Annotated in this window: 18 protein-coding genes; 10 read left to right on the forward strand and 8 right to left on the reverse strand. The window is 75.1% G+C overall.

The features are described 5' to 3' along the window. Window positions 1-121: 121 nt before the first annotated feature. Window positions 122-1,432 carry an NAD-dependent epimerase/dehydratase family protein gene (locus IPL61_24185; protein MBK9034326.1) on the forward strand — a complete coding sequence of 437 codons (1,311 nt, stop codon included), beginning with the start codon at window positions 122-124 and terminating at the stop codon, window positions 1,430-1,432. A 61-nt stretch (window positions 1,433-1,493) separates the two neighbouring features. Here the strand turns inward: IPL61_24185 and IPL61_24190 are convergent, their stop codons facing one another. Both IPL61_24190 and IPL61_24195 read right to left on the reverse strand, forming a co-directional pair. Continuing rightward, window positions 1,494-2,966 carry a hypothetical protein gene (locus IPL61_24190; GenBank protein ID MBK9034327.1) on the reverse strand — a complete coding sequence of 491 codons (1,473 nt, stop codon included), beginning with the start codon at window positions 2,964-2,966 and terminating at the stop codon, window positions 1,494-1,496. Window positions 2,967-3,083: 117 nt separating this feature from the next. Further along, a complete protein-coding gene (locus IPL61_24195; GenBank protein MBK9034328.1) occupies window positions 3,084-3,293 on the reverse strand; it encodes a hypothetical protein in 210 nt (69 codons plus the stop codon). On the opposite strand from IPL61_24195, the gene IPL61_24200 reads away from it, so the two are divergent. The 3 genes from IPL61_24200 to IPL61_24210 are packed head-to-tail and all read left to right on the forward strand — an operon-like array spanning window position 3,279 to window position 5,128. After that, window positions 3,279-3,461: a hypothetical protein gene (locus tag IPL61_24200; protein MBK9034329.1), complete on the forward strand. Its 183-nt coding sequence runs from the start codon at window positions 3,279-3,281 to the stop codon at window positions 3,459-3,461. The two genes, IPL61_24195 and IPL61_24200, sit on opposite strands and share 15 nt — an antisense overlap. A 44-nt stretch (window positions 3,462-3,505) precedes the next feature. Continuing rightward, on the forward strand, window positions 3,506-3,946 hold the full coding sequence (locus tag IPL61_24205; GenBank protein MBK9034330.1) for a hemerythrin domain-containing protein: 441 nt from the start codon (window positions 3,506-3,508) through the stop codon (window positions 3,944-3,946). A gap of 3 nt (window positions 3,947-3,949) precedes the next feature. Further along, on the forward strand, window positions 3,950-5,128 hold the full coding sequence (locus IPL61_24210; GenBank protein ID MBK9034331.1) for a hypothetical protein: 1,179 nt from the start codon (window positions 3,950-3,952) through the stop codon (window positions 5,126-5,128). Between the two features lie 308 nt (window positions 5,129-5,436). Here the strand turns inward: IPL61_24210 and IPL61_24215 are convergent, their stop codons facing one another. Continuing rightward, entirely contained in the window at window positions 5,437-6,177 is a 741-nt protein-coding gene (locus IPL61_24215) for a transposase (GenBank protein MBK9034332.1), read from the reverse strand. Window positions 6,178-7,573: 1,396 nt separating this feature from the next. On the opposite strand from IPL61_24215, the gene IPL61_24220 reads away from it, so the two are divergent. The 3 genes from IPL61_24220 (at window position 7,574) to IPL61_24230 (ending at window position 10,856) form a co-directional block, all read left to right on the forward strand. Continuing rightward, window positions 7,574-8,206 carry a hypothetical protein gene (locus IPL61_24220; protein ID MBK9034333.1) on the forward strand — a complete coding sequence of 211 codons (633 nt, stop codon included), beginning with the start codon at window positions 7,574-7,576 and terminating at the stop codon, window positions 8,204-8,206. 98 nt (window positions 8,207-8,304) lie between these two features. Beyond that, window positions 8,305-9,204, forward strand: coding sequence for a hypothetical protein (locus IPL61_24225; protein ID MBK9034334.1), 900 nt, complete (start codon window positions 8,305-8,307; stop codon window positions 9,202-9,204). Beyond that, entirely contained in the window at window positions 9,201-10,856 is a 1,656-nt protein-coding gene (locus tag IPL61_24230) for a protein kinase (protein MBK9034335.1), read from the forward strand. The genes IPL61_24225 and IPL61_24230 overlap by 4 nt, the downstream gene beginning before the upstream one ends. Window positions 10,857-10,985: 129 nt before the next feature. Here IPL61_24230 and IPL61_24235 read toward each other — a convergent pair whose 3' ends face one another. From IPL61_24235 to IPL61_24255, 5 genes are read right to left on the reverse strand one after another with little or no spacing between them, the layout of a single operon-like run. Then, window positions 10,986-11,690 (reverse strand): hypothetical protein, encoded by a 705-nt coding sequence (locus IPL61_24235; GenBank protein ID MBK9034336.1) that lies wholly within the window; start codon window positions 11,688-11,690, stop codon window positions 10,986-10,988. Further along, complete coding sequence (locus IPL61_24240; protein MBK9034337.1) at window positions 11,690-13,912, reverse strand: TonB-dependent receptor plug domain-containing protein; 2,223 nt, start codon at window positions 13,910-13,912, stop codon at window positions 11,690-11,692. Before IPL61_24240 ends, IPL61_24235 begins: the two co-directional genes overlap by 1 nt. Next, window positions 13,909-15,237, reverse strand: a complete 1,329-nt coding sequence (locus tag IPL61_24245) for a TolC family protein (protein ID MBK9034338.1) — start codon at window positions 15,235-15,237, stop codon at window positions 13,909-13,911. Before IPL61_24245 ends, IPL61_24240 begins: the two co-directional genes overlap by 4 nt. Next, complete coding sequence (locus IPL61_24250; protein ID MBK9034339.1) at window positions 15,230-16,435, reverse strand: ABC transporter permease; 1,206 nt, start codon at window positions 16,433-16,435, stop codon at window positions 15,230-15,232. Before IPL61_24250 ends, IPL61_24245 begins: the two co-directional genes overlap by 8 nt. Continuing rightward, window positions 16,435-17,406 carry an ABC transporter ATP-binding protein gene (locus tag IPL61_24255; GenBank protein ID MBK9034340.1) on the reverse strand — a complete coding sequence of 324 codons (972 nt, stop codon included), beginning with the start codon at window positions 17,404-17,406 and terminating at the stop codon, window positions 16,435-16,437. The genes IPL61_24250 and IPL61_24255 overlap by 1 nt, the downstream gene beginning before the upstream one ends. A 1,093-nt stretch (window positions 17,407-18,499) precedes the next feature. Here IPL61_24255 and IPL61_24260 point away from each other — a divergent pair. The 3 genes from IPL61_24260 to IPL61_24270 are packed head-to-tail and all read left to right on the forward strand — an operon-like array spanning window position 18,500 to window position 20,885. After that, window positions 18,500-19,210: a response regulator transcription factor gene (locus tag IPL61_24260; protein MBK9034341.1), complete on the forward strand. Its 711-nt coding sequence runs from the start codon at window positions 18,500-18,502 to the stop codon at window positions 19,208-19,210. After that, window positions 19,207-20,529 carry a HAMP domain-containing histidine kinase gene (locus tag IPL61_24265; GenBank protein MBK9034342.1) on the forward strand — a complete coding sequence of 441 codons (1,323 nt, stop codon included), beginning with the start codon at window positions 19,207-19,209 and terminating at the stop codon, window positions 20,527-20,529. The genes IPL61_24260 and IPL61_24265 overlap by 4 nt, the downstream gene beginning before the upstream one ends. 29 nt (window positions 20,530-20,558) lie before the next feature. Then, window positions 20,559-20,885 (forward strand): hypothetical protein, encoded by a 327-nt coding sequence (locus tag IPL61_24270; protein MBK9034343.1) that lies wholly within the window; start codon window positions 20,559-20,561, stop codon window positions 20,883-20,885. Window positions 20,886-20,912: the final 27 nt, after the last annotated feature.

Consider the following 20,912-nt stretch of genomic DNA (forward strand, 5'->3'; position numbering starts at 1 on the left):
GCGGCGGTGATGGCTGCGACGTCGCACGCGACGGCTGCGACGGCTGCGACCGTCGAGAAATCCGCCGACGCGCGCTGAGTTTCGGTCGAGTCGCTCGAGCCGCGCTGCTACCGTGGCGCGCATGTCGAACGATCGTCGCGACCTCTCGCGCCGGGACGTCGTGCGCGGCGCGCTCGCCGCCACCGCGCTCGGCCTCGGCGCCGCCGCCTGCTCGTCATCCAAGAAGGAGCCGGCCGTGGCCGTGGCCGTGACCACGCCGCCGCCGCCGCCGGTCCGAAAGAAGATCCTGATCCTCGGCGGCACCGGCTTCCTCGGGCCCAAGACCGTCGAGGCGGCGCTGGCCCGCGGCCACGAGGTCACGATCTTCAACCGCGGCAAGCGCGAGAAGCTGCTGCCGCTCGGGTTCGAGGTCGAGCACCTGTACGGCAACCGCGATCCCGAGCTGCCGGCCGACGACGAGCGCGGGCCCGACGGCGCGCTCCTGCACCCCGACGCCTCGCCCAAGGGCCTCGAGCAGCTCGCCGGGCGATCGTGGGACGTCGTGATCGACAACTCCGGCTACGTGCCGCGCCTGGTCGGGGCCTCGGCCCAGCTGCTGGCGCCGCGCTGCCAGCAGTACATCTACATCTCGAGCATCTCGGCCTACGACGAGATCCCCGCGCGCGGCGGCGACGAGACCGCGCGGCTCGCGACGATCGCCGACCCGACGGTCGAGTCGATGGGCGCCGAGTTCGAGAACTACGGCGCGCTCAAGGCGCTGAGCGAGCGGGCGGCCGAGGCCGCGTTCCCCGGGCGCGCGACGATCGTCCGGCCCGGCTACATCGTCGGGCCCGGCGATCCGTCCGATCGCTTCACGTACTGGCCGGTGCGCGTCGCCGCCGGCGGCGAGGTGCTGGCCCCCGGCAGCCCCGACGATCCGCTGCAGTGGATCGACGTGCGCGATCTCGCGGCGTGGCTGGTGACCCTGGCCGAGCACGGCACCGCCGGCATCTTCAACGCGGTCGGCCCCGCCGCGCCGGCGCGCTGGGGTGACGTGCTCGACGCGTGCGTCGCCGGCGGCGGCGGCGACGCCAGGCTGACGTGGGTGCCGAGCGCGTGGCTCGCGGCGCACGAGATGGGCGGCGAGGACGCGTTCCCGATCTGGACCGCGCCGGTCGGCAAGTTCGCCGGCTTCCACCGCTGGCGGCCCGATCGCGCGATCGCCGCGGGCCTGACGTTCCGGCCGATGGCCGACACCGTCGCCGGGCTGCTGGCCTGGTACCCGACCGAGCTCGAGCGGCGCGTGCGCGTCACCGCCGAGCTGCGGGCCGCGGCCGAGGCCAAGGGCGCGCCGACGCCGAAGGGGCCGGATCCGGCGGCGCTGCGGGCGGGCCCGCCGCGGGCGCGCGAGGCCGAGCTGCTCGCGCAGTTCCACGCCAGCGCGAGCAAGTAAAGGCGGCGCTCGGGTCCGACGCTCGCTGGGGAGGAGCTCCGCGCGCGCTCCGCCGATGCGGTCAGCGCGGCGTCAGCGTGAGCGCGGCGCGGTCGAGCAGCGCGCGCACGTCGGCGTCGGTCTGCGGCCGCGCCGCCGGCGGGAACGGCACGACCACGCCGAAGATGCCCAGGCACATCTCGTCGAGGGTCTCCTCGCCGAGGACCACGTCGATCGGCGCCTCGAGCCCGGCCTCGGCCAGGGCCCGCTGCACGAACGGGTTGCGGAGCGTGTTGTCGTACGTGCACGACACGTCGATCACGTCGCCGGTGGCCACCGTCGGCAGCGCCTCGATCGGCGCGTCGTACAGGTAGCTGCGCTGCCAGTCGAAGTTCCAGTCGCCGCTGTACAGGCACTCGTCGGCGGGCTGGGCCGCGGTCGGGGCCGCGCGCGCGATCGCCACGTCGATGCCGGTGCCGACGTAGTGCATGTGCGGATAGGCCGAGAACAGCGGCAGCGGCGCGTCGAGCGCGCCGATCGTGAAGCGCATCGACTCGCGGTGATCGGCGCTGCCGGCCGGGATGCGGAACTCGGGCGCGCCGCGATCGGCCGGCCCCGGCAACAGGTCGGGCGCGCGGCCAGCGTTGCCGACCGCGGTCGCGGTGTAGAGCTGGGTCGGGCGGACGTTGTCGAGGCGCAGGTCGATCGCGGTGGCGTCGGGCGCGTTCGTGAGCCGGCCGCCCGGGTGGTAGTGGATCTGGATCACGATCAAGCTGCGGGCCAAGAGCGGCGCCGCGACCCCGCGCGGCAGATCGATCGGCTGGTTGCCGGGCGTCCACACCCCGAGCAAGAACGAGTTGGCCATGGTCGTGACGCCGCCGTCGGCGCAGTCGAAGGGCACGCCGATCGTGCCGGCCGCGCGCAGCTGCTCGTTGGGGCCGTCGGGGTCGCCGGGCGCGCGCTTGGGGAACAGCGCCACCGTCACCGCGTGGTGGACGACGTCGGGGTTGCCGGCGCGGATCTGCAGGCCGGTCATCCAGGTCAGGTCGGTGACGCCGGGATCGAGCGCGAAGCAGATGAACTGATCGGCGTCGCCGGTGGTCACGAACGGCGTGGTCGGCGCCAGCGTGCGGTTGACCCCGGGCAGCTCGTAGACCGGCGGCGGCGGCACCGGCGCGACCGCGCCGGCCGGCGTGCCGTTGGCGATCCACGCCCGCAGCGTGTCCTCCTCGGCCGCCGACAACCGCGGGTCGTCCTGCCAGCCGTGGCGGGGCGTGCACCCGGCCGACGCGCGCGCGTCGAACGGCGGCATGATCCCGGCCTCGACCGCCTCGAGCAGCTGCGGCGCGATCGGCGCGGCCGCGTCGTAGTCGGTCAGCACGAACGGCGCGATGCCGCCGTCCTTGTGGCAGCCCATGCAGTGCTGGGCCAGGATCGGCGCGACGTCGGCGTACCACGTGACGCCGGTGACCGGCGGGTCGCCGCCGTCGTCACCGCCGCCGCCGCAGGCGGCCACGAACAGCGCGACCATCGAGAGACGCGGGAGCGAGGTCATCCGGTCGACAGAAGCAAGCCGCTGGCCAAGCGCAGGTGCGCGCGACCACGGGCCCGCCCGCGCGGGTGCGGCGATCCTCCACACCCGCGACGACCTCGGTGTCGCGAGGTCCTACGCTCAGCGCTCGCTGTCGAGGTGCGCCATCTGGAACTCGGGGCACCGGGCCCCCGCGACCTCGTCGGCCGAGACCGCCGCGGCCAGCGCGCTGGCCTCGTCGGCCGAGAGCGTGATGGCCAGCGCGCCGAGGGCCTCGTCGAGCTGCGCCGGGGTGCGCGGGTCCGGGGCACCGCGATGCTGGCGACGGTGCCGCGCGTGATCGCCACGCACCTGCGCGCGCTCCACCCCGAGCTACGCGCGCACGAGCCGCCGTTCGCGCTGGCGGGCGCGGCGACCGAGCTGCGCTGGCCGGCCAGCGCCGAGGACGACGACGCCGCGCGGTTCGTGCGCGCGCAGATCGTCGCGTTCGCGCGCCGCCGCGGCCGGGCGTCCCGTTGACGGGGTTCCCAGCCGCCGGGCGCGACTTCGAGTACGATCGGCCGGTGACCGTGACCTCCTCGATCGCCGACCGCATGGACGAGCTGCACGGAGCCATCGACGCCAGCCTGGCGAAGACCGCGCACCAGCTCGACGACGGTCACCTACCCGAGGCCAACGCCGCGCTGGCCGAGCTCGCCGCGGGGCTGCGGCGCCACATCGCGCTCGAGGAGACCCAGCTGTTCCCGGCGTTCGCGCGCTCGCCGGCCGCCGACCTCGAGCTGCTGGCGGCGATGAACGCGCAGCACCGCGAGATCGAGGCGCTGATCGCGACGATGATCACCGCCACGGCGACCCACGACCGCGGCGCCGCGCTCCACGCCAAGGCCGCGCTGCACGCCGCGCTCGGGGTCCACGACGACGAGGAGGAGGCGCTGTGCGCCGCGCTCGACCGGGCCCTCGACGCCGACGCCCGGGCGGCGCTGATCGCGCACCTCGCCGGCTGAGCGATGCGGCGCGCCGACCGCCTCACGCTCGCGATCATCGCGGCGCTCTGTGCGGCGCGGACGACGCCGGCGGCCCGCGCCGACGACCTGGCGCCGATCACCGACCGCGCGTGGAGCCTCGATCTCTACGACGGCGCGGTGGTCGGCTCGGCCCGCATCGTCGGCATGGGCGGCGTCCAGCTCGCGGTCGGTGAGGGCTCGGCCGGCGCGCTGTCGAACCCGGCCGCCGCGGCCGCGCGGCCGGCGACGTCGACCTCGACCTGGGACTGGGACTTCCACCTCGACGCGCTGTCGGCGGTGGTCGCCAGCGACTTCGACAACAACGGCATCCCCGACGCCGACCGCGCCGATCGTCGCACCAGCTTCGGCGTCAGCGGCGTCTACGGCGCCTGGGGCGTCGCGGTGGTCGGCGGCGCCGCGACGGTCGGGCTGCCGACGCCCGACGGCACGGTCACCGCGACCACCAGCGTCGGCAAGGTCGCGGTCGCGTACGCGCCCGGCGACGAGACCTGGACGGGCGGCGCGGCGATCCGGGTCGGGCGCCTCGAGCTCGACGGCGCCGACCCGATGTTCGCGCTGGTCGGCAGTGGCCTCGAGGTCGGCGCGCTCTACCGGCCGTTCGGCCACGCGCTGCGCGTCGGCGTGGTCGGCGCGCTCGCCGCGCCCGGCCGCGAGGTCGAGACCGCGTCGTGCGATCCGGTCGACTGCGCCGGCTACATCTTGCCCGACCGGGTCGAGGTGCCGTGGCAGGTCGGCGTCGGCGTCGCCTGGCGGATCGCGCCGACCGCGTGGAACCAGTGGGTCGCCGGCCGCTTCCGCGACGAGCGCCAGGTGATCGTCGGCGCCGACGTGGTCGTGGCCGGGCCGGTCGCCGACGGCATGGGCCTCGAGGCCTTCGCCCACAAGCTGTGGCAACCCTCGGGGCGCGCGCCGTCGCTGTGGCTGCGCGGCGGCGTCGAGTGGGAGGCGCTGCCCGGGCGCCTGCGGATCCGCGCCGGCAGCTACTGGGAGCCCGGCCGCTTCGCCGGCGTCGGCGGCCGCGTCCACGCCACCGGCGGCGTCGAGGTCGCCGCGTTCGGCGTGCGCGCCTGGGGCCGCCGCTACCGCGTCCGCGCCGGCGTCACCGGCGACTTCGCCCCGCGCTTCGGCAACGCCGGCGTCTCGGTCGGCTTCTGGCACTGATTTCCAGGGAGGTCTGTCGCCAGGTCGCCAGGCCTCCCCTCGTCGGGGCAAGCCCCGCCGAGCCTCCTCTCCGAGACGCGAGACTCCCGGCGCGTGGACCGGTGCTCGACCGAAAGAGCGACAAGCTCTGGTTTCAGAGGGTTCGTCGCCGAACCAAGCAGGTGCAGAGGTACGCCGAGGTCAGCGGCCTCGCCCCGACCGCGCCGTCACCGTCGGGGGCAAGCCCCGACAGGCCCTACCCTGGACGCGAGACTCCGGCGCGTGGACCGGTGCTCGACCGAAGAAGGTACGGGCGCTGAGCCCTGGCCTCAGCCGTCGATCGCGCCCGGCACCTGCCACAGGCTCGGCGGCGCGCCGCCTCGACGCCAGCCGTCGGCGAGCAGCCAGGTCTGCGGCCGCGCCGACGGCAGCGGCTCGAAGCCGCGCGGCCACGCGAACGGCACGCCGTCGCGCTCGGCCCAGCCGACAAACCACACCGCCGTCGAGTACGGATCGACCTGGGCGCGGCGCTGACCGACACCGCCATGGTCGGCGCGATGACGTCGCCAGTTGTTGAGCACGTACGCCAGCGCGTTGCGGGCCTGGCGCGGGGTCGTGATCGGCGTCGCGTGGTAGCGCGCCGCGAACACCCGGCCGCGCCGCTTGACGCCGCGCTCCTCGGAGATCGCCAGGTTCAGCCGCCGCGCCGCCGAGATGCACAGGCCGCGCACGCCGTTCGCCAGCGCGAGGCGGTCGTCGGCCTCGCACAAGAGGTGGATGTGGTTGCCCTGGATCGACACGTGGACCACGCGGAAGTCGTGACGCCCCAGCGCGCGCACCATCGCCCAGCGCATCGCCTGGTACGCGCTGCGCCGCCGCAAGCGCCCGACGTCCCCGACGACCTTCAACACGACGTGCACCGGCTGCCGCGGATCGTGGACCGGCCGCGCGCGGTGCGGCGGCGTCGGCGCACCGACGCGCTTGCGGCCCGCGCCCTTGCGCCGACCGCCATGCCCGACGCGGGCCTTGGTCACCACGAACTCCAGTTGCTGTCGCCGCCGCCCAAGCATGATTGGGCTAATATATACTCCATTGCGATCATGGCAAGGACAAGATGACGAAAAGGCGGCGGGTGACGGACGGCGGGTGGCGAGCGGCGGGTGGCGAGCGGCGGGTATCGAGCGGCGGGTGGCGAGCGGCGGGTGGCGAGCGGCGGGTATCGAGCGGCGGGTATCGAGCGGCGGGTATCGAGCGGCGGGTGGCGAGCGGCGGGTGGCGAGCGGCGGGTGGCGAGCGGCGGGTATCGAGCGGCGGGTGGCGAGCGGCGGGTGGCGAGCGGCGGGTATCGAGCGGCGGGTGGCGAGCGGCGGGTGGCGAGCGGCGGGTGGCGAGCGGCGGGGTGTCGGGCGGCGGGTATCGAGCGGCGGGTGGCGAGCGGCGGGGTGGCGAGCGGCGGGTGGCGAGCGGCGGGTGGCGAGCGGCGGGTATCGAGCGGCGGGTATCGAGCGGCGGGTATCGAGCGGCGAGCGGCGGGTGGCGAGCGGCGGGTGACGGACGGCGGATGGCGAGCGGCGGATGGCGAGCGGCGGGGCCGCGGGTGACGAACCGCGGCGATGCGGATGCGGACGCGGGCTGGCTCCCGGAGCGCTGGTTGAGTTGACGCGGTGTGGACAGCCACACCGCAGCCAGCGTGGATACGACCTGACCGCGCAGGACGGCGGTGTGCCTGACCCACACCGCTTGGACACCGGCGAGGCGTGCAACGCGGGCAGGCTGCGATCGCGTGGGCGCCGGTGCCCACAACCCCACAGCGCCTACCGGCCCGTGATCTTTTTTTGATCCTCGAGAGAGAGAGAGAGAGAGAGAGAGACGGGGCGGAGCCGATCCCGGCGACCTGGACGGGCGGCGCGTCTAGCGGCTCACCTGGATCGGAGCTGGTCCAGCGACCTCCGGGTCTCCGGTATCAAATCAAACTCACGGGACCGGCAGGCGCTGTGGGGTTGTGGGCACCGGCGCCCACGTCAGCGCGCTCGGCCGACGTGCACGCGCGTCGCCGGTGTCCAAGCGGTGTGGGTCAGGCACACCGCCCTCCTGTGCGGTCAGGTTCGCTGTCACCGCCGGCTGCGGTGTGGCTGTCCACACCGCGTCAACTCCACCAGCGCTCCGGGAGCCAGCCCGCGTCCGCATCCGCATCGCCGCGGTTCGTCACCCGCGGCCCCGCCGCTCGCCACCCGCCGCTCGCCATCCGCCGTCCGTCACTCGCCGTCCGTCACTCGCCGTCCGTCACTCGCCGTCCGTCACTCGCCGTCCGTCACCCGCCGTCCCGAGATTCCTAGCCGCCGCGCGGAGTTGCGCGACCGCGACGATTTCTCTCCAGACCGTGCGACTCCGGGCGCGGGCGGCCCGTCCGGACGGTCGCGGTGGAGATGCCGCCGCGCCCTCCTGACCACGCACAAGGAACTGCTCATGGCCCGCTCGCTGACCACGCTCTCGCTCGCCGTCGCCCTCACCGCCCCGCTCGCCACCGCGTGCGTGCTGCCCGCCCAGGGTCCCAAGGGCGGGGCCGTCGCCAGCGGCTCGCCCCTCGCCGTCGTCGACGACGTCAAGGTCTGGACCACCACCCAGAAGGAGAAGGTCGGCGAGACCGAGTACAAGGACTCGAACGGCAACGTCATCGCCACCGCCGAGACCTTCCAGGACAAGACCCACGTCCACACCCAGAAGATCTGGTACCCGGTCCAGGGCACCGAGCAGCTCACCGACGAGGACTTCTTCCGGATCGCCGGCGATCAGCGCGCGCTCGACGAGACGATGGCGATGCGCTCGAACGGGAAGAAGTGGCACCGGCGCGGCATCGGCACGATGGCCGGCGGCGTCGTCGGCATGGTCGCGAGCTTCTTCGTCCCGAACGTCACCGTGCGCTACGTGCTGTCGATCGGCGGCGGCCTCGCGGTCGGCGGCGGCTATTACATGTCGTACTGGGGCGCGCACCAGATGAACCCGGAGACCCACGCGGTCGATCGCTCGATCGCCGACCGCGCCGCCAACCAGTACAACCAGCAGATCGGTCAGGGCATCTCGCTGGCCAAGCCGTTCTGATGGCGCTGCCGGTCGCGATCGCCGTGCGCGGCGCGCGCCGCCGGCGGGCGACCGCGGTGGAGCGCAGGCCGCGCGGGGTTCCGTGGCACCATCCATGGGTGGACTCCGGCGCCCTCCTGCAGCTCGTGCGCGGTCACCTCGACGCCACGCGCTGGGCCGCGGTCGACGCCGGCGGGCTCGGCGCGGTCCTCGCCACCGGCCTCGCGGCGGTGCATAGCCGGTGGCCGACCGCGCCCGCGCCCGACGCCGACTTCGCCGCGTACCTGGCCGACCGGCTGACCCGCCCGGCCGACCTCGCGGCGGTGCTGCCGCGCCTGCGCGTCGAGGATCTCTACCTCGCGGCCTGGTGTCGGCGCGGTGACCCCGACGGCATCCGCGCGTTCGAGGCCGCGTTCGCCGACGACCTCGACAAGCTGGTCGCGCGCTTCCACCGCCTGCCGGCCGCCGAGCTGCGCCAGCGCCTGCGCATCAAGCTGTTCGTCGGCGACGCCAGCGCGCCGCCGAGGATCGCGGAGTACGCGGGCTTCGGCTTCCTGCAGAACTGGCTGCGCGTCACCGCCGCGCGGCTGTTCGTCGACGTCGCCCGCAGCGATCTAGCGACGCGCTACGAGGAGGAGCTCGACGAGCACGCGCTGGTCGGGCTCGGCGCGTCGGCCGACCCGCGGCTCGCCCACCTGCGCGAGGCGCTGGGCGGCGCGGTCAAGCGCGGCTTCGCGGCCGCGGTCGCGAGCCTGGCGCCGCGCCAGCGCACGTTCTTGCGCCACGCCTACGTCGATCGCCTGACGCTCGATCAGATCGCCGCGACCTACTCGGTCCACCGCGCCACGGTCGCGCGCACGCTCGCGACCGGCCGCGAGCACCTGATCGAGCACACCCGGGCCGCGGTCGCGCGCGCGCTCGGCGTCGAGCCCGAGGCCCTGACCAGCGCGATCGCCGAGCTCGACACCCACCTCGAGCTGTCGCTGTCGCGCGTGCTCCAGACCCCGCGGGCGCCATGACCGCGGTCGCGTGCCCCGGCGACGAGACCCTGCTGGCGTTCGTCGAGCACGCGCTGCCGGCCGAGCGCGCGGCGGCGCTGACCGATCACGTCGACGCCTGCGCCCGCTGCCGCGTCACGCTCGGCCACCTCGCCGCCGTCGAGGGCGGCGCGCCGACCCAGGTCGGGCGCTACCGGCTCGAGGAGCGCCTCGGCGCCGGCGGCATGGGCGTGGTGTGGGCCGCGTGGGATCCCATGCTCGAGCGGCGGATCGCGATCAAGCTGCTGCGGCCCGAGGTCGGCCCCCAGGGCGCGGCCCGGCTGCTGCGCGAGGCCCGGGCGCTGGCGCAGCTCCAGCACCCGAACGTCGTCGCGGTCCACGACGTCGGCGAGCACGCGGGTGAGGTCTACCTCGCGACCGAGCTGGTCGACGGCGAGCCGCTCGATCGCTGGCAGCGCGGCCGCTCGCCCGGCGCGATCGTCGACGTCTATGTCCAGGCGGCGCGGGGGCTGGCCGCGGCCCACGCGATGGGCCTGGTCCACCGCGACGTGAAGCCCAGCAACATCTTCGTCGCCCGGGACGGCCGGGCGCGGATCGGCGACTTCGGCCTGGCGCGCGGCGCCGGCGCGAGCCCGCCGAGCGCGCTGGCGGCCAGCGGCGTGGTCACGCAGGACGGCGCGGTCGTCGGCACGCCGGCCTACATGGCCCCAGAGCAGCGCGCCGGTCGGCCGGTCGACGGCCGCGCCGATCAGTTCGCGCTGTGCGTCGCGCTGGCCGAGGCGCTCGGCGGCGCGCGGCCGGCCGCCGACAGCCGCAGCCTCGACGCCGCGATCCCGGCGCCGATCGCGGCGGTGCTGGTGCGCGGCCTGGCCGGCGATCCCGACGCGCGCTTCGCCGACACCACCGCGCTGGCCGAGGCGCTGGCGCAGGCGATCGCGGCGCCCGTGCGACCCAGCCGATCGGGCCTGGCGCTGCGGCCGCTCGGCGTCGGGCTGGCGCTCGCGGGGCTCGCGCTCGCGAGCGGCGTGGTGTTCCTGGCGACGCGGCACGACGACCGCCCGGCGGCGCCCACGCCCACCACCGCGAGCGCGCCAGCCGGGCTCGAGACGTTCGTCGAGGCGATGCAACGCACCGGCGCGCACGATCCCCGTTGCCGCGACTCGTTCGGGCGGTTCGATCGTCTCGGCCAGGCGCCCCCATCCGGGGTCCCCGCGCGCGAGATCGCGCTGCAGCGCGCGCGGTGCGCCATGCTCGCGGGCGACTGCGCGGGCGGTGCGCAGGTGCTCGCGGCGACCCTCGGCGCCGACGGCCTGGCCCCGACCGCGCTCGCGACCGAGCTCGACCGCGAGGTCGCGATGAACTGCTCGGTCACCGACGGTCCGTGGCGCGAGCGCCTGCGCCGGCTCCAGACCCAGGCGGTGCGCCTGCAGTTCGCCGAGCTGCCAGCCCTCGAGCGCGCGCTCGCCGCCGCCGTCGCGATCGCTCGCGACGCCGGGGCCGAGCTCGGCCGCGCCGACCACATCGACCTGACCAACGCGCTCGGGTTCCTCGAGGAGGGCTTCGCGCGCCTGGCCGGCCAGTGCGACGCGGCCCGCCGCGCGCGCGCGCTCGGCCTCTACGACCCGCCGGCGCCGTCGGCGGCGCTGCGCGCGTGCCTCGACGGCGCGGGGTGACGACCGCCGCGCGGCCCGGTCACGGCGGCGCGACGCCGCGGGCCCTGTTCACCTGCGGGCGCGCCGTCCCCACGTTGGTCGTCTGCGCCGAGACCACGTCGAGGCCGCGACCGTAGATCGAGCGGGTCGTCACGGCCCCGCGACGACCGCGGTCGTCGCCCAGGCGGCGCCGCCGACGTCGGAGCGGACCAGCGCGACGACGTGCCCCGACGCGGGGTCGTCGGCCGCCAGCTCGAGCGTCGCGGCCGAGGTCTCGCTGTAGGTCAGCGTGCCGGTCGAGGTCAGCCAGTCGAACGCGAGGTCGTCGGCCGGGACCACGCCGTCGAGGGTGAGCGCGTGCGCCCGGCCGATCGCGAGCGAGGCCGGCGCGAGGGCCGCGCCGTCGACGAGGATCGTCGGCGTCGGCGGGTTCGCCAGGGGCTCGCCCAGGCGCACCTGCTTGGTCGCGAGCAGCTGCTGACCGTCGACCGTGACCAAGACGCCCAGCGCCGCGATCAGCGGGGCGTCGGGGGCCAGGCCGCCCGCGGCCCGGGCGGTCGCGATCGCGTCGGCGTCGCCCGCGGTCACGGTCCAGCCGTCGGCGTCGGCCGCCGCGGTCACCGCCAGGCCGAGGTCGGTCACGACCGTCACGCCCGTGGGCCGCACCACCGCCGGCACGCCCGCGTCATCGACGACCAGCGCGTCGACCGTCGCGACCTCGCCCGGCGCGAGCCCCGGCGCCGACAGCCGCACCGCCAGCACCCGCGCGTGGTCGAGCTCCCAGCGCTGGCTGAGGTCGGTGCAGCCGGCGACCAGGGCCAGCGCCAGGATCGCCGCGGCGCGGCGCGCCGACATCACAGCTCACCCCGCAGACCGATCGACGGCACGATCGGCAGGCCGGCGATCTCGGCCCGCTGCGAGTAGTCGAAGTTGTACTGGTACTGCTCGACCTTGGCGTTGAGGTACACGTTGCTCACGTCGAGGAACGCCGACAGCGTCCAGGCGTCAAAGCGCCAGAAGTGATCGACCCGCAGGTCGAGCTGGTGGTGCGACGGCAGCCGCTCGGAGTTGACCGCGCCGTTCTGCGGCAAGAACAGATCGAGGTCGCTGTCGTAGAACGAGCCCAGCACGGGGGTGGTCGGCTGGCCCGAGCTGTAGGTCCACTTGCCGCCGAACTGCCAGCGCTTCGACCGGGTCTTGTACGACACCGCCGCCACCAGATCGTGCGTCTGATCGTAGTCGAACAGGCGCTCCGGCCCGGTCGCGGTGTCGCGGCGGGTCGAGCGCGCCAGCGAGTACGACAGCCAGCCGAACCACTGGTCGGTGCGGTAGCTGCCCAGCACGTCGACGCCGTAGCTGCGGCCGCGGCCCTGGTTGCGCAGCTGCCGCTGCTCGTCGCGGGTGATCAGATCGGTGCGCTCGGTGTCGTAGAGCGTGACCTGGAGGTTGGCGTGGTCGCCGATCGCGCGCTCACCGCCGAGCGTGAGCTGGGTCGCGCTCTCGGGCCCGAGGTCGGGGAACAGCAGCTCCTCCTGGAACTCGGCCGGGCGGGTGTAGCGCCCGGCGGCCAGGCGCAGCTTCGTGCGCGCGTCGGGGCGGTAGGTCAGCTCGCCGCGCGGCTGCACCGGGTAGGCGCGGTTGCGCACGAACGCGTCGAGCCGCACGCCGGCCGAGAACCGCAGCTGCGGCGACAGGCTGGCCTCGAGCGCGGTCCAGGCGCCGACGTCGGTGAGCCAGACGGTGTCGTCGAAGGTCTGGACCGGCCCGTCCATGCCGGTGTCGGCCTCGCCCTCGTCGCGGCCCTGGTTGAGCCGCAGGTCGATCACGGCCCGGCGCGGATCGAGCTCCGCGCCGCCGCGCACGATCACGTCGGTCAGGCCGGCCAGGGTCCGGTACCGCTTGCTCAGCTCGGCCCGCGACGCCAGCGACACCTGCTCGACGTTGAGGTACTGGTCGCTGAACTGGAACGACACGCCCTGGGCCAGCGCCGAGGCGCCGACGTCGAGGGTCAGCCCGTCGTCGCCGCGCCAGTACCCGGCGGCGATCGCGCGGATGAACTTGGTGTCGGCGCGGAACCGGAACTCCTCGGCGGTCTGATCGTCGGTCGCGACCAGCTCGGTGAGATCGTCGCTGCCGACCACGGTCAGCGCGCCGCGCAGGCGGTCGGTCACGTCCCAGTCGGCACGGACGAGGCCGTCGTAGTAGCGCGGCGCCGTGACCAGCCCGACGTCGGCCGGCAGCAGCGCCGGCAGGTACGCGTCGAGGTACGAGCGCCGGAACGACACCAGCAGCTTGCCGTCGTCGCCGATCGGGCTGGCGCCGAGCACGCTCGCGTCGATCACCGAGACCTCGCTGGCGCCCTCGAGCTCGTCGCCGCCGCCGCGCGACGTGACGGCGACGACGCCCGACGACGCCCGGCCGTACTTCACGTCGAACCCGCCCGGCAGGTACTCGAGCCCGGCCACCGCGCGGGTCGGGATGATCGAGCGGTTGAGGAAGTGATAGAGCTGCGGGATGTCGAAGCCGTCGAGGAGGATGCGCGAGTCCTCGGGGGCCGAGCCGCGGATGATCACGCCCTGGTTGCCGCCGCCGCCGAACCCCGACGGCTTGGTGACGCCGGGCAGCGCGTCGAGCGAGGCCAGCAGGTCGCCGCCGGTGCCGGGCAGGGTCGCCAGCTCGTCGCGCGACAGGCTGACCGCGCCCGCGACCGAGGTCGGCTTGCGATCGGTCAGCTCGATCACCTCGCCGAGCTTCGCCAGCGGCACCAGCTCGACGTCGACGGGCCCGTCGCCCTCGATCGCCACCAGCGCGGTCTCGAAGCCGTCCGCGTCGATGATCAACAGGTCGCCGGGCTCGACCGCGATCGCGAACTGACCGGCGGCGTCGGACCGCGCCTCGACCCCGCCGGGATCGGTGCGGATCGTCGCGCCGGCGATCGGGCCGCCGGTGCGGTCGTGGACCACGCCCAGCGCGGTCGCGACCGGCGCCGCGTCGGGGGCCGGCTGGGCGCGGGCGGGCCGGACGAGGGCCAGCGGGGCGCCGAGCATGGCCAAGAGCAGCGTGACACGTCGAATCATCGGTCGTTGGACTCCGAGGGCGCCGGATTGGTTTCGATGCGCCCGAGCAAGTGTCGCAGCGTCGCACGGGCCAGCGCCAGCTGGTACTCCGCGGCCACGGCGTCGCCCCGAGCCCGCGTCACCGCGTCCTGCGCGTCGGCCAGCTCGGCCGAGGTGCCGAGGCCGGCGACGAACCGGGCCTCGGCCAGGCGCAGCTGGTCGCTGGCGGCCGCGACGCTGTCGACGGTCGCGAGCCGCTGGCCCTTGGCCGCGCCCAGGTCGAGGCGGGCCGCGTCGACCTGGTATCGCAGCTCGACCAGGCGGCCGGCGCGGCGGGCGTCGAGGCCGCGCAGGTTGGCGTCGGCCGCGCGCAGCCGGGCGGCGCGGGCGCCGCCGTCGTAGAGCTGCCACGACAGCGCCACGCCGACGCCCCAGCGCCCCGCGACGCGACGGTCGTCGGGCGGCAGGCCGTAGGTGCCGAGCGCGTCGACCCCGACGCTGGCGGTGGCGCTGAGCGTCGGCCGGGTGCTGACCGCGGTCGCGGCGCGCGCCCGGGCGGTCGCGGTCCGCTGCGCGGCCACGCCGGCGAGGTCCGGATCGGTGCGCGCGGCCTCGCGCACCAGCGCGTCGAGGTCGACGTCCTCGCCGGCCAGCGCCGCCGGCCACGTGGTCGGGAAGGTCGCCGCCGGGGGCAGCGGCGCGCCGATCGCGCGGGCCAGGCCGGCCGCGGCCAGGGCCGCCGCGTTGTCGGCCCGGAGCTGGGCCACGCGCGCGGTCGCGAGCCGCGCCCGCGCCTGGGCCACGTCGATCTCCGTGCGCGCCCCGGCGCCGAGGTACTGCTCGGCCTCGGTCAGGTGCCGGGCCTCGGCCTCGAGCGTGGCGCGCTGGACCTCGGCCTGGGCGCGGGTGCCCAGCACCTGCGCGTACGCGACCTCGACCTGCTGCAGCAGCGCGCGCTCGACCTGGGTCAGCGCGACCCGCTCGACGTCGACGCCGGCGACCGCGGCCGCGCGCCGGGCCGCGCGCTGGCCGAAATCCCAGATGCGCCACGCGCCGGTGACCGACGCCGCCAGGCCCTGGGCCGGCTCGGTGAGCGCGACGCCGCCGCGCGCGCCGACGTCGTAGCTGGCGCTGGCGGACACGGTCGGCCGCACCTCGAGGTCGACCAGGTCGACGTCGACCGTGGCGGCGGCGATCCGCGCGCGCGCGCCGGCGAGGTTGGGCTGGTTGGCCAGCGCCAGCGCGAACGCGTCGGCGAGCGTCATCGGCTCGGCCGCCGCCGCGCGCGGGACCGCCAGCGCGGCGATCAGCGCGACCGCGACCAGGGGACGACGGAGATCACTCATGGCGGAGCGCCTCGATCGGATCGAGCGCGGCCGCGCGCCGCGCCGGGAAGTAGCCGAAGCCGATGCCGACCGCGACCGAGAACGTCACCGCCAGGCCCACGACCCACGGCACCACCGCGAACGGCATGCCCAGCGCCCCGCACACCAGGTACGACCCGACCAGGCCCAGCACCAGGCCGATCAGCCCGCCCAGCGTCGACAGCACCACCGCCTCGACCAGGAACTGGAACAGCACCTCGCGGCCGAGCGCGCCGATCGACAGCCGGATCCCGATCTCGCGGGTCCGCTCGGTCACCGACACCAGCATGATGTTCATGATCCCGATGCCGCCGACGAGCAGGCTGACCGCGGCGATCGCCGCCAGCAGCGCCGTCAGGATGCCGGTCACCGAGCCCAGCGTCGCGACGATCTCCTTCATGTCCTGGACCGCGAAGTCGTCGGCCTTGCCGTCGGGGATCCGCCGCCGCTGGCGCAGCAGCGCCTCGATCTGGCCCTTGGCCCGGGTCGTGGCCTTGGCGTCGATCGCGCTCACGAAGATCACCGACAGGTCGGTCGACCCGATCAGGCGCCGCTGCAAGGTCGCCAGCGGCATCACGATCAGATCGTCCTGATCGCCGCCGAACGTGCCCGAGCCCTTGGCCTCGAGCACGCCGATCACCGTGCACGCCAGGCGATCGACCCGCATCGTCGCGCCCAGCGGATCCTGGTGGCGGAACAGCTCGCGCCGCACGGTGTCGCCGATCACGCAGGTCAGCGCGCCGCCCTGGAGCTCGGCGTCGCTGAAGGCCCGGCCGCGCGCCACCGCGTGGCTGCGGACCGCGAAGTAGGCGTTGCTCGAGCCGGTGACCGTGGTGTTGTGGTTGGTGTTGCCGTAGACCACCAGCGCCATCCGGCTGACCGCCGGCGCGACCGCGCCGACCGCGGTGACCTCGCGCGAGATCGCGGTCGCGTCGGCCAGGGTCAGCGCCGGCGCGGACGCCGCGACCGGCCCGCGCCGCTCGCTGCCGGGCATGACGATCAAGAGGTTGGTGCCGAGCTTGCCGATGTCGGCGGTGACCTTGCGGGTCGCGCTGTCGCCGATCGTGACCATCAGGATCACCGCCGCCACGCCGATCACGATCCCGAGCCCGGTCAGGATCGAGCGCATCGCGTTGCGCCGCACCTCGCGCACCGCCATCACGACCGTGCTGCCGACGATCACGCGGCCCTCCGCTGATCGCGCTCGACCACGCCGTCGCGGAAGTGGATGACCCGATCCGCGAACACGGCCATCTCGGGCTCGTGCGTGACCATCACGATCGTGATGCCGCGATCGCGGTTGAGCCCGACCAGGAGCTGCATGATCTCGTCCTTGCGGACGGTGTCGAGGTTGCCGGTCGGCTCGTCGGCCAGGAGCAGCGCCGGCTTGGTCACGATCGCCCGCGCGATCGCCGCGCGCTGCTGCTGCCCGCCCGACAGCTCCGACGGGCTGTGGCGCTCGCGATCGGCCAGCCCGACCTCGGCCAGCGCCGCCCGGGCCTGGGCCCGGCGGGCGCGCCGGCCCAGCCCGCGGTAGACCAGCGGCAGCTCGACGTTCTCGAGCGCCGAGGTCCGGGCCAGCAGGTTGTAGCCCTGGAACACGAAGCCGAGGTAGTGGCGGCGGAACCGCGCCAGCTGGTCGCGGTCGAGGCCGCCCACGTCGACGTCGCGGAAGTAGTAGTGGCCGCCGGTCGGGCGATCGAGCCCGCCGAGCACGTTCAGGCACGTCGACTTGCCCGAGCCGCTCGGGCCCATGACCGCGACGAACTCGCCCTGATCGATCGTCAGGTTGGCGCCGGCCAGGGCCCGCACCTCGGCGTCGCCGGTGCCGTAGCGGCGCTCGACGTCGACCAGCGAGCACAGCTGGGTCACGGCGCCCCCTCGAGATCGACCAGGATCGCGGCCCCGACCGTGAGCTCGGCGCCGGTGATCTCGGTGCTGGCGCCGTCGCTGGCGCCGAGCGTGACGACCACCGCGGTCGGCGCCCCGAGCGCGCCGTCGGCGCCGGGCGCCCCCGCCAGCCAGACCCGGCCGGTGCCGGCCCCCCAGCGCCGGCGTCGCGGCCCCCGGGGGCGTGAACCGCAGCGCCGCGTTGGGCACGAGCACCACGTCGGCGCGCACGGCGGTGACGATCGCCGCGGTCGCGGTCATGCCCGGCCGCAGCAGGCGCGCGCGGTTGTCGACGTCGAGCCGGGCCGCGTAGGTGACGACGTTCTGGACGATCGTCGGCTGGTTGCTCAGGCGCGCGACCGTCGACGGGAACTCGCGCCCCGGGTAGCTGTCGACGGTGAAGGTCGCGGGGTTGCCGTCGGCGACCCGGCCGACGTCGGCCTCGTCGACGTCGACGGTCAGCGTCATCCGGGTCAGGTCCTCGGCCAGCGTGAACAAGACCGGCGTCGCGAAGCCCGCGGTCATGGTCTGGCCCGGCTCGACCTTGCGGTCGAGCACGATGCCGTCGATCGGCGATCGGATCGTGGCCTTGTCGAGCTTGGACCGCGCCGACGCGACGCCGGCGTCGGCGAGGCGCGCGTTGGCGACCGCGACGTCGTAGGCGGCGTCGGCCCGGGCCACCGCCGCCTTGGCGCTCTCGTCGGCCTGGGGCGTGGCCAGGGCCTTGGCGACGAGCGCCGCGGTCCGCGCCGCGCTCTGCCGCGCCTCGACCTGGGTGGCCTTGGCCTGGCGCACCGACGCCCGCGCCGACGCCGCCTGGGCCTGCTGCTGGGTCAGCGCCGCGACCAGCTGCTCGCGGTCGATCACGGCCAGGATCTGGCCGCGCGTGACCGGATCGTTGTCGTCGACGGTGAGCTCGACGATCCGGCCCGACACCTCGGCGCCGACGTCGACGGTGGTGGCCGCCTCGAGCCGGCCGGTGGCCGACACGACGACCCGCAGGGTGCCGCGGGTGACCGGCGCCGACACGAACGTCGGCGGCGGCGCCGGGGCCCGCGCCCGCTGCACCGCGCGGACCACGCCCACGACCACGAGCAGCGCCACCGCGTACTTGGCGATCCGCCAGCCCCACCGTCGGACGCGGGCGCCGCGCCCCAGCCCGAGGTTCTTGACCAGATCGGGCGCCGGCGGCGGCCGGATCACGGCGCCCGGGACGGCGCCATCGGTCGACACAGAGGCCGCTTCCATGCCGACACCATGGCGACGCCATCTTTGTGGCGTGTGTCGCGATTGTTTGGGAGTGTGTCGGCGGCGCCGGCGGCGGCCGACCGTGGTTACAGTGCTCCGGGTCACCATGTTGCCCGCCGAGCCCCGGATCGAGGTCTTGCTGGTCGAGGACGACGAGCGCCTCGCCAAGCTGACCAGCCGCTACCTCGAGGGCACCGGCTTCGTCGTGCACTGGGTGACCTCGGGCCTGCGCGCGCTCGAGGACACCGCCCGCCACAGCTACGACGTGATCCTGCTCGACCTGATGCTGCCCGGCCGCGACGGCATCGACGTGTGCCGCGAGCTGCGCACGCGCCTCGACGTGCCGATCATCATGGTGACGGCGCGGCGCGAGGAGGCCGACCGCGTGCTCGGCTTCGACGCCGGCGCCGACGACTACGTCACCAAGCCGTTCTCGTCGCGCGAGCTGGTGTCGCGCATCCGCGCGGTCGTGCGCCGGGCCCGCGGCGAGGTCGGCCCCGGCACCAAGCTGATCCGCGCCGGCGCGATCACGCTCGACCCGGCCAGCCTGCGGGTCACCGTCGAGGATCGCGAGGTCCACGTCACCGGCTACGAGTTCGCGCTCTTGCGGGCGCTGGCCGAGCGCGCCGGCCGGGTGCTCAGCCGCGAGCAGCTGCTCGACCTGGCCCGGGGCGGCGCCGAGGAGGCGTTCGACCGCTCGATCGACGTCCAGATCTCGAAGCTGCGCCAGAAGCTCGGCGACGACGCCCGCGCGCCGCGGTTCCTCAAGACCGTGCGCGGCGCCGGCTACATGCTGGTGCAGGGCCCCGAGTCGTGACGATGCGCACCGGACGGCTGCGGCTCACGGTCTACCTGGGCGCGATGGTGATCGTGTTCGTGATCGGCGGGCTGTTCGCGTCGTTCCAGATCGTCGATTCGCTGCCGACCGCCGAGCTGCGGGCGATGACGCGGCTGGCGTCCGAGCGCATCGTCGCGCACCGCGACGATCCGGCGCGCCTGCGGGCCGACCTCGACGAGCTGGGCCAGACCCGGCTCGAGATCACGCTCTACGACGCCGACCGCCAGCTGATCGCCTCCTCGGCGGCGACGCCGCTGCCGGCGGCGTGGATCGACCACCCGGCCCAGCGCTCCCAGCTCACGGTCGTCCACGAGCTCCGCGAGGACGGTCGCGTGATCGCGTACGCGATCTGCGACGCGCGGCCGCCGCCGCTGCGGCGCCTGCTCACCGGCCTGGCGGTCCTGCTCGCCGCGCTGGTGCTGCTGGTGGTCGTGATCGTCCGCCACGTCGGCGGGCCGATGCAGCGCATCGCCGGCGCCGCGCGTCGGTTCGGCCGCGGCGACCTGACCGCCCGGGCCGGGCTCGAGCGCAAGGACGAGCTGGGCGAGGTCGGGCGCGCCTTCGACGAGATGGCCGATCGCGTGACCCTGCTGATGACGACCCAGCGCGAGCTGATGGCCAACGTCTCCCACGAGCTGCAGACCCCGCTGGCCCGCATCCAGGTCGCCGTCGACCTGATGACCGACGGCATCGACCACCAGGCCAAGGAGCTCTTGCCCGAGGTCGCCACCGATCTCGGCGAGGTCGAGCGGCTGATCGAGGACATGATGACGCTGGCCCGGTTCGACCTGGCCCACGCCGAGGGCCTGGCCGCCGGCGCGCCGCTGCGGTGCGAGGACACGGCGGTCGGGGCGCTGATCGAGCGCGCGGCCGCGCGGTTCCGGGCCACCCACCCCGAGCGCACGCTCGTGGTCACCGCGACCGCGCCGCTGCCGAGCCTGTGGCTCGATCCGGTGCTGGTGCTGCGCGTGCTCGACAACCTGCTCGAGAACGCCCGCAAGTACTCCGAGGCCGACACGCCGATCGTGCTGACCGCGCGCCCGTCCGACGACGGCGTCGAGCTGACGCTCACCGATCGCGGCATCGGCATCGACGCCGCCGATCTGCCCCAGGTGTTCACGCCGTTCTTCCGCACCGATCGCAGCCGCAGCCGCGCCACCGGTGGCGTCGGCCTGGGCCTGGGCCTGGCCCGGCGGGTGATCGAGGGCCACGGCGGCGCCATCGCGATCGCCAGCGAGCCCAACGTCGGCACGACCGTCACCTGCACCCTGCCCCGGCGCGCGCCGCCGGCCGCCTGATCCCGGCGCGGCGTCGTGGCAGGCTCGCCGTGCCGATGATGATCCTGGTCAACCTCCGGGGCGTGGCCTTCCTGGCCGCGGGGTGCGCGGCATGGATCGGGCTCCTGGCCCTGGGCGTCGCGGGCCTCACGGCCGCGCTGGCAGGCTGCGCGGTCGCCATCGGGATCGATCTCGCGACCCGGCTCCGGCGCCCCGGGCGCCCGCTCATGCACCACGAGGCCGGCGGCATGATCGGGCTGGTGCCGGTGTGGATGGTCGGCCTGTTGGCGGCGCTGACCGCGACGCTGATCGCCACTGCGCTGCCGGATGACTGGGATCATCCTCGGTCCCGGCCCGACGTCGCGTCACCGCGCTGACGACGAGCGTCGCGCGTCCTCGTCCTG

The sequence above is a fragment of the Myxococcales bacterium genome (genome assembly GCA_016717005.1).
Classification (GTDB): domain Bacteria; phylum Myxococcota_A; class Polyangia; order Haliangiales; family Haliangiaceae; genus UBA2376.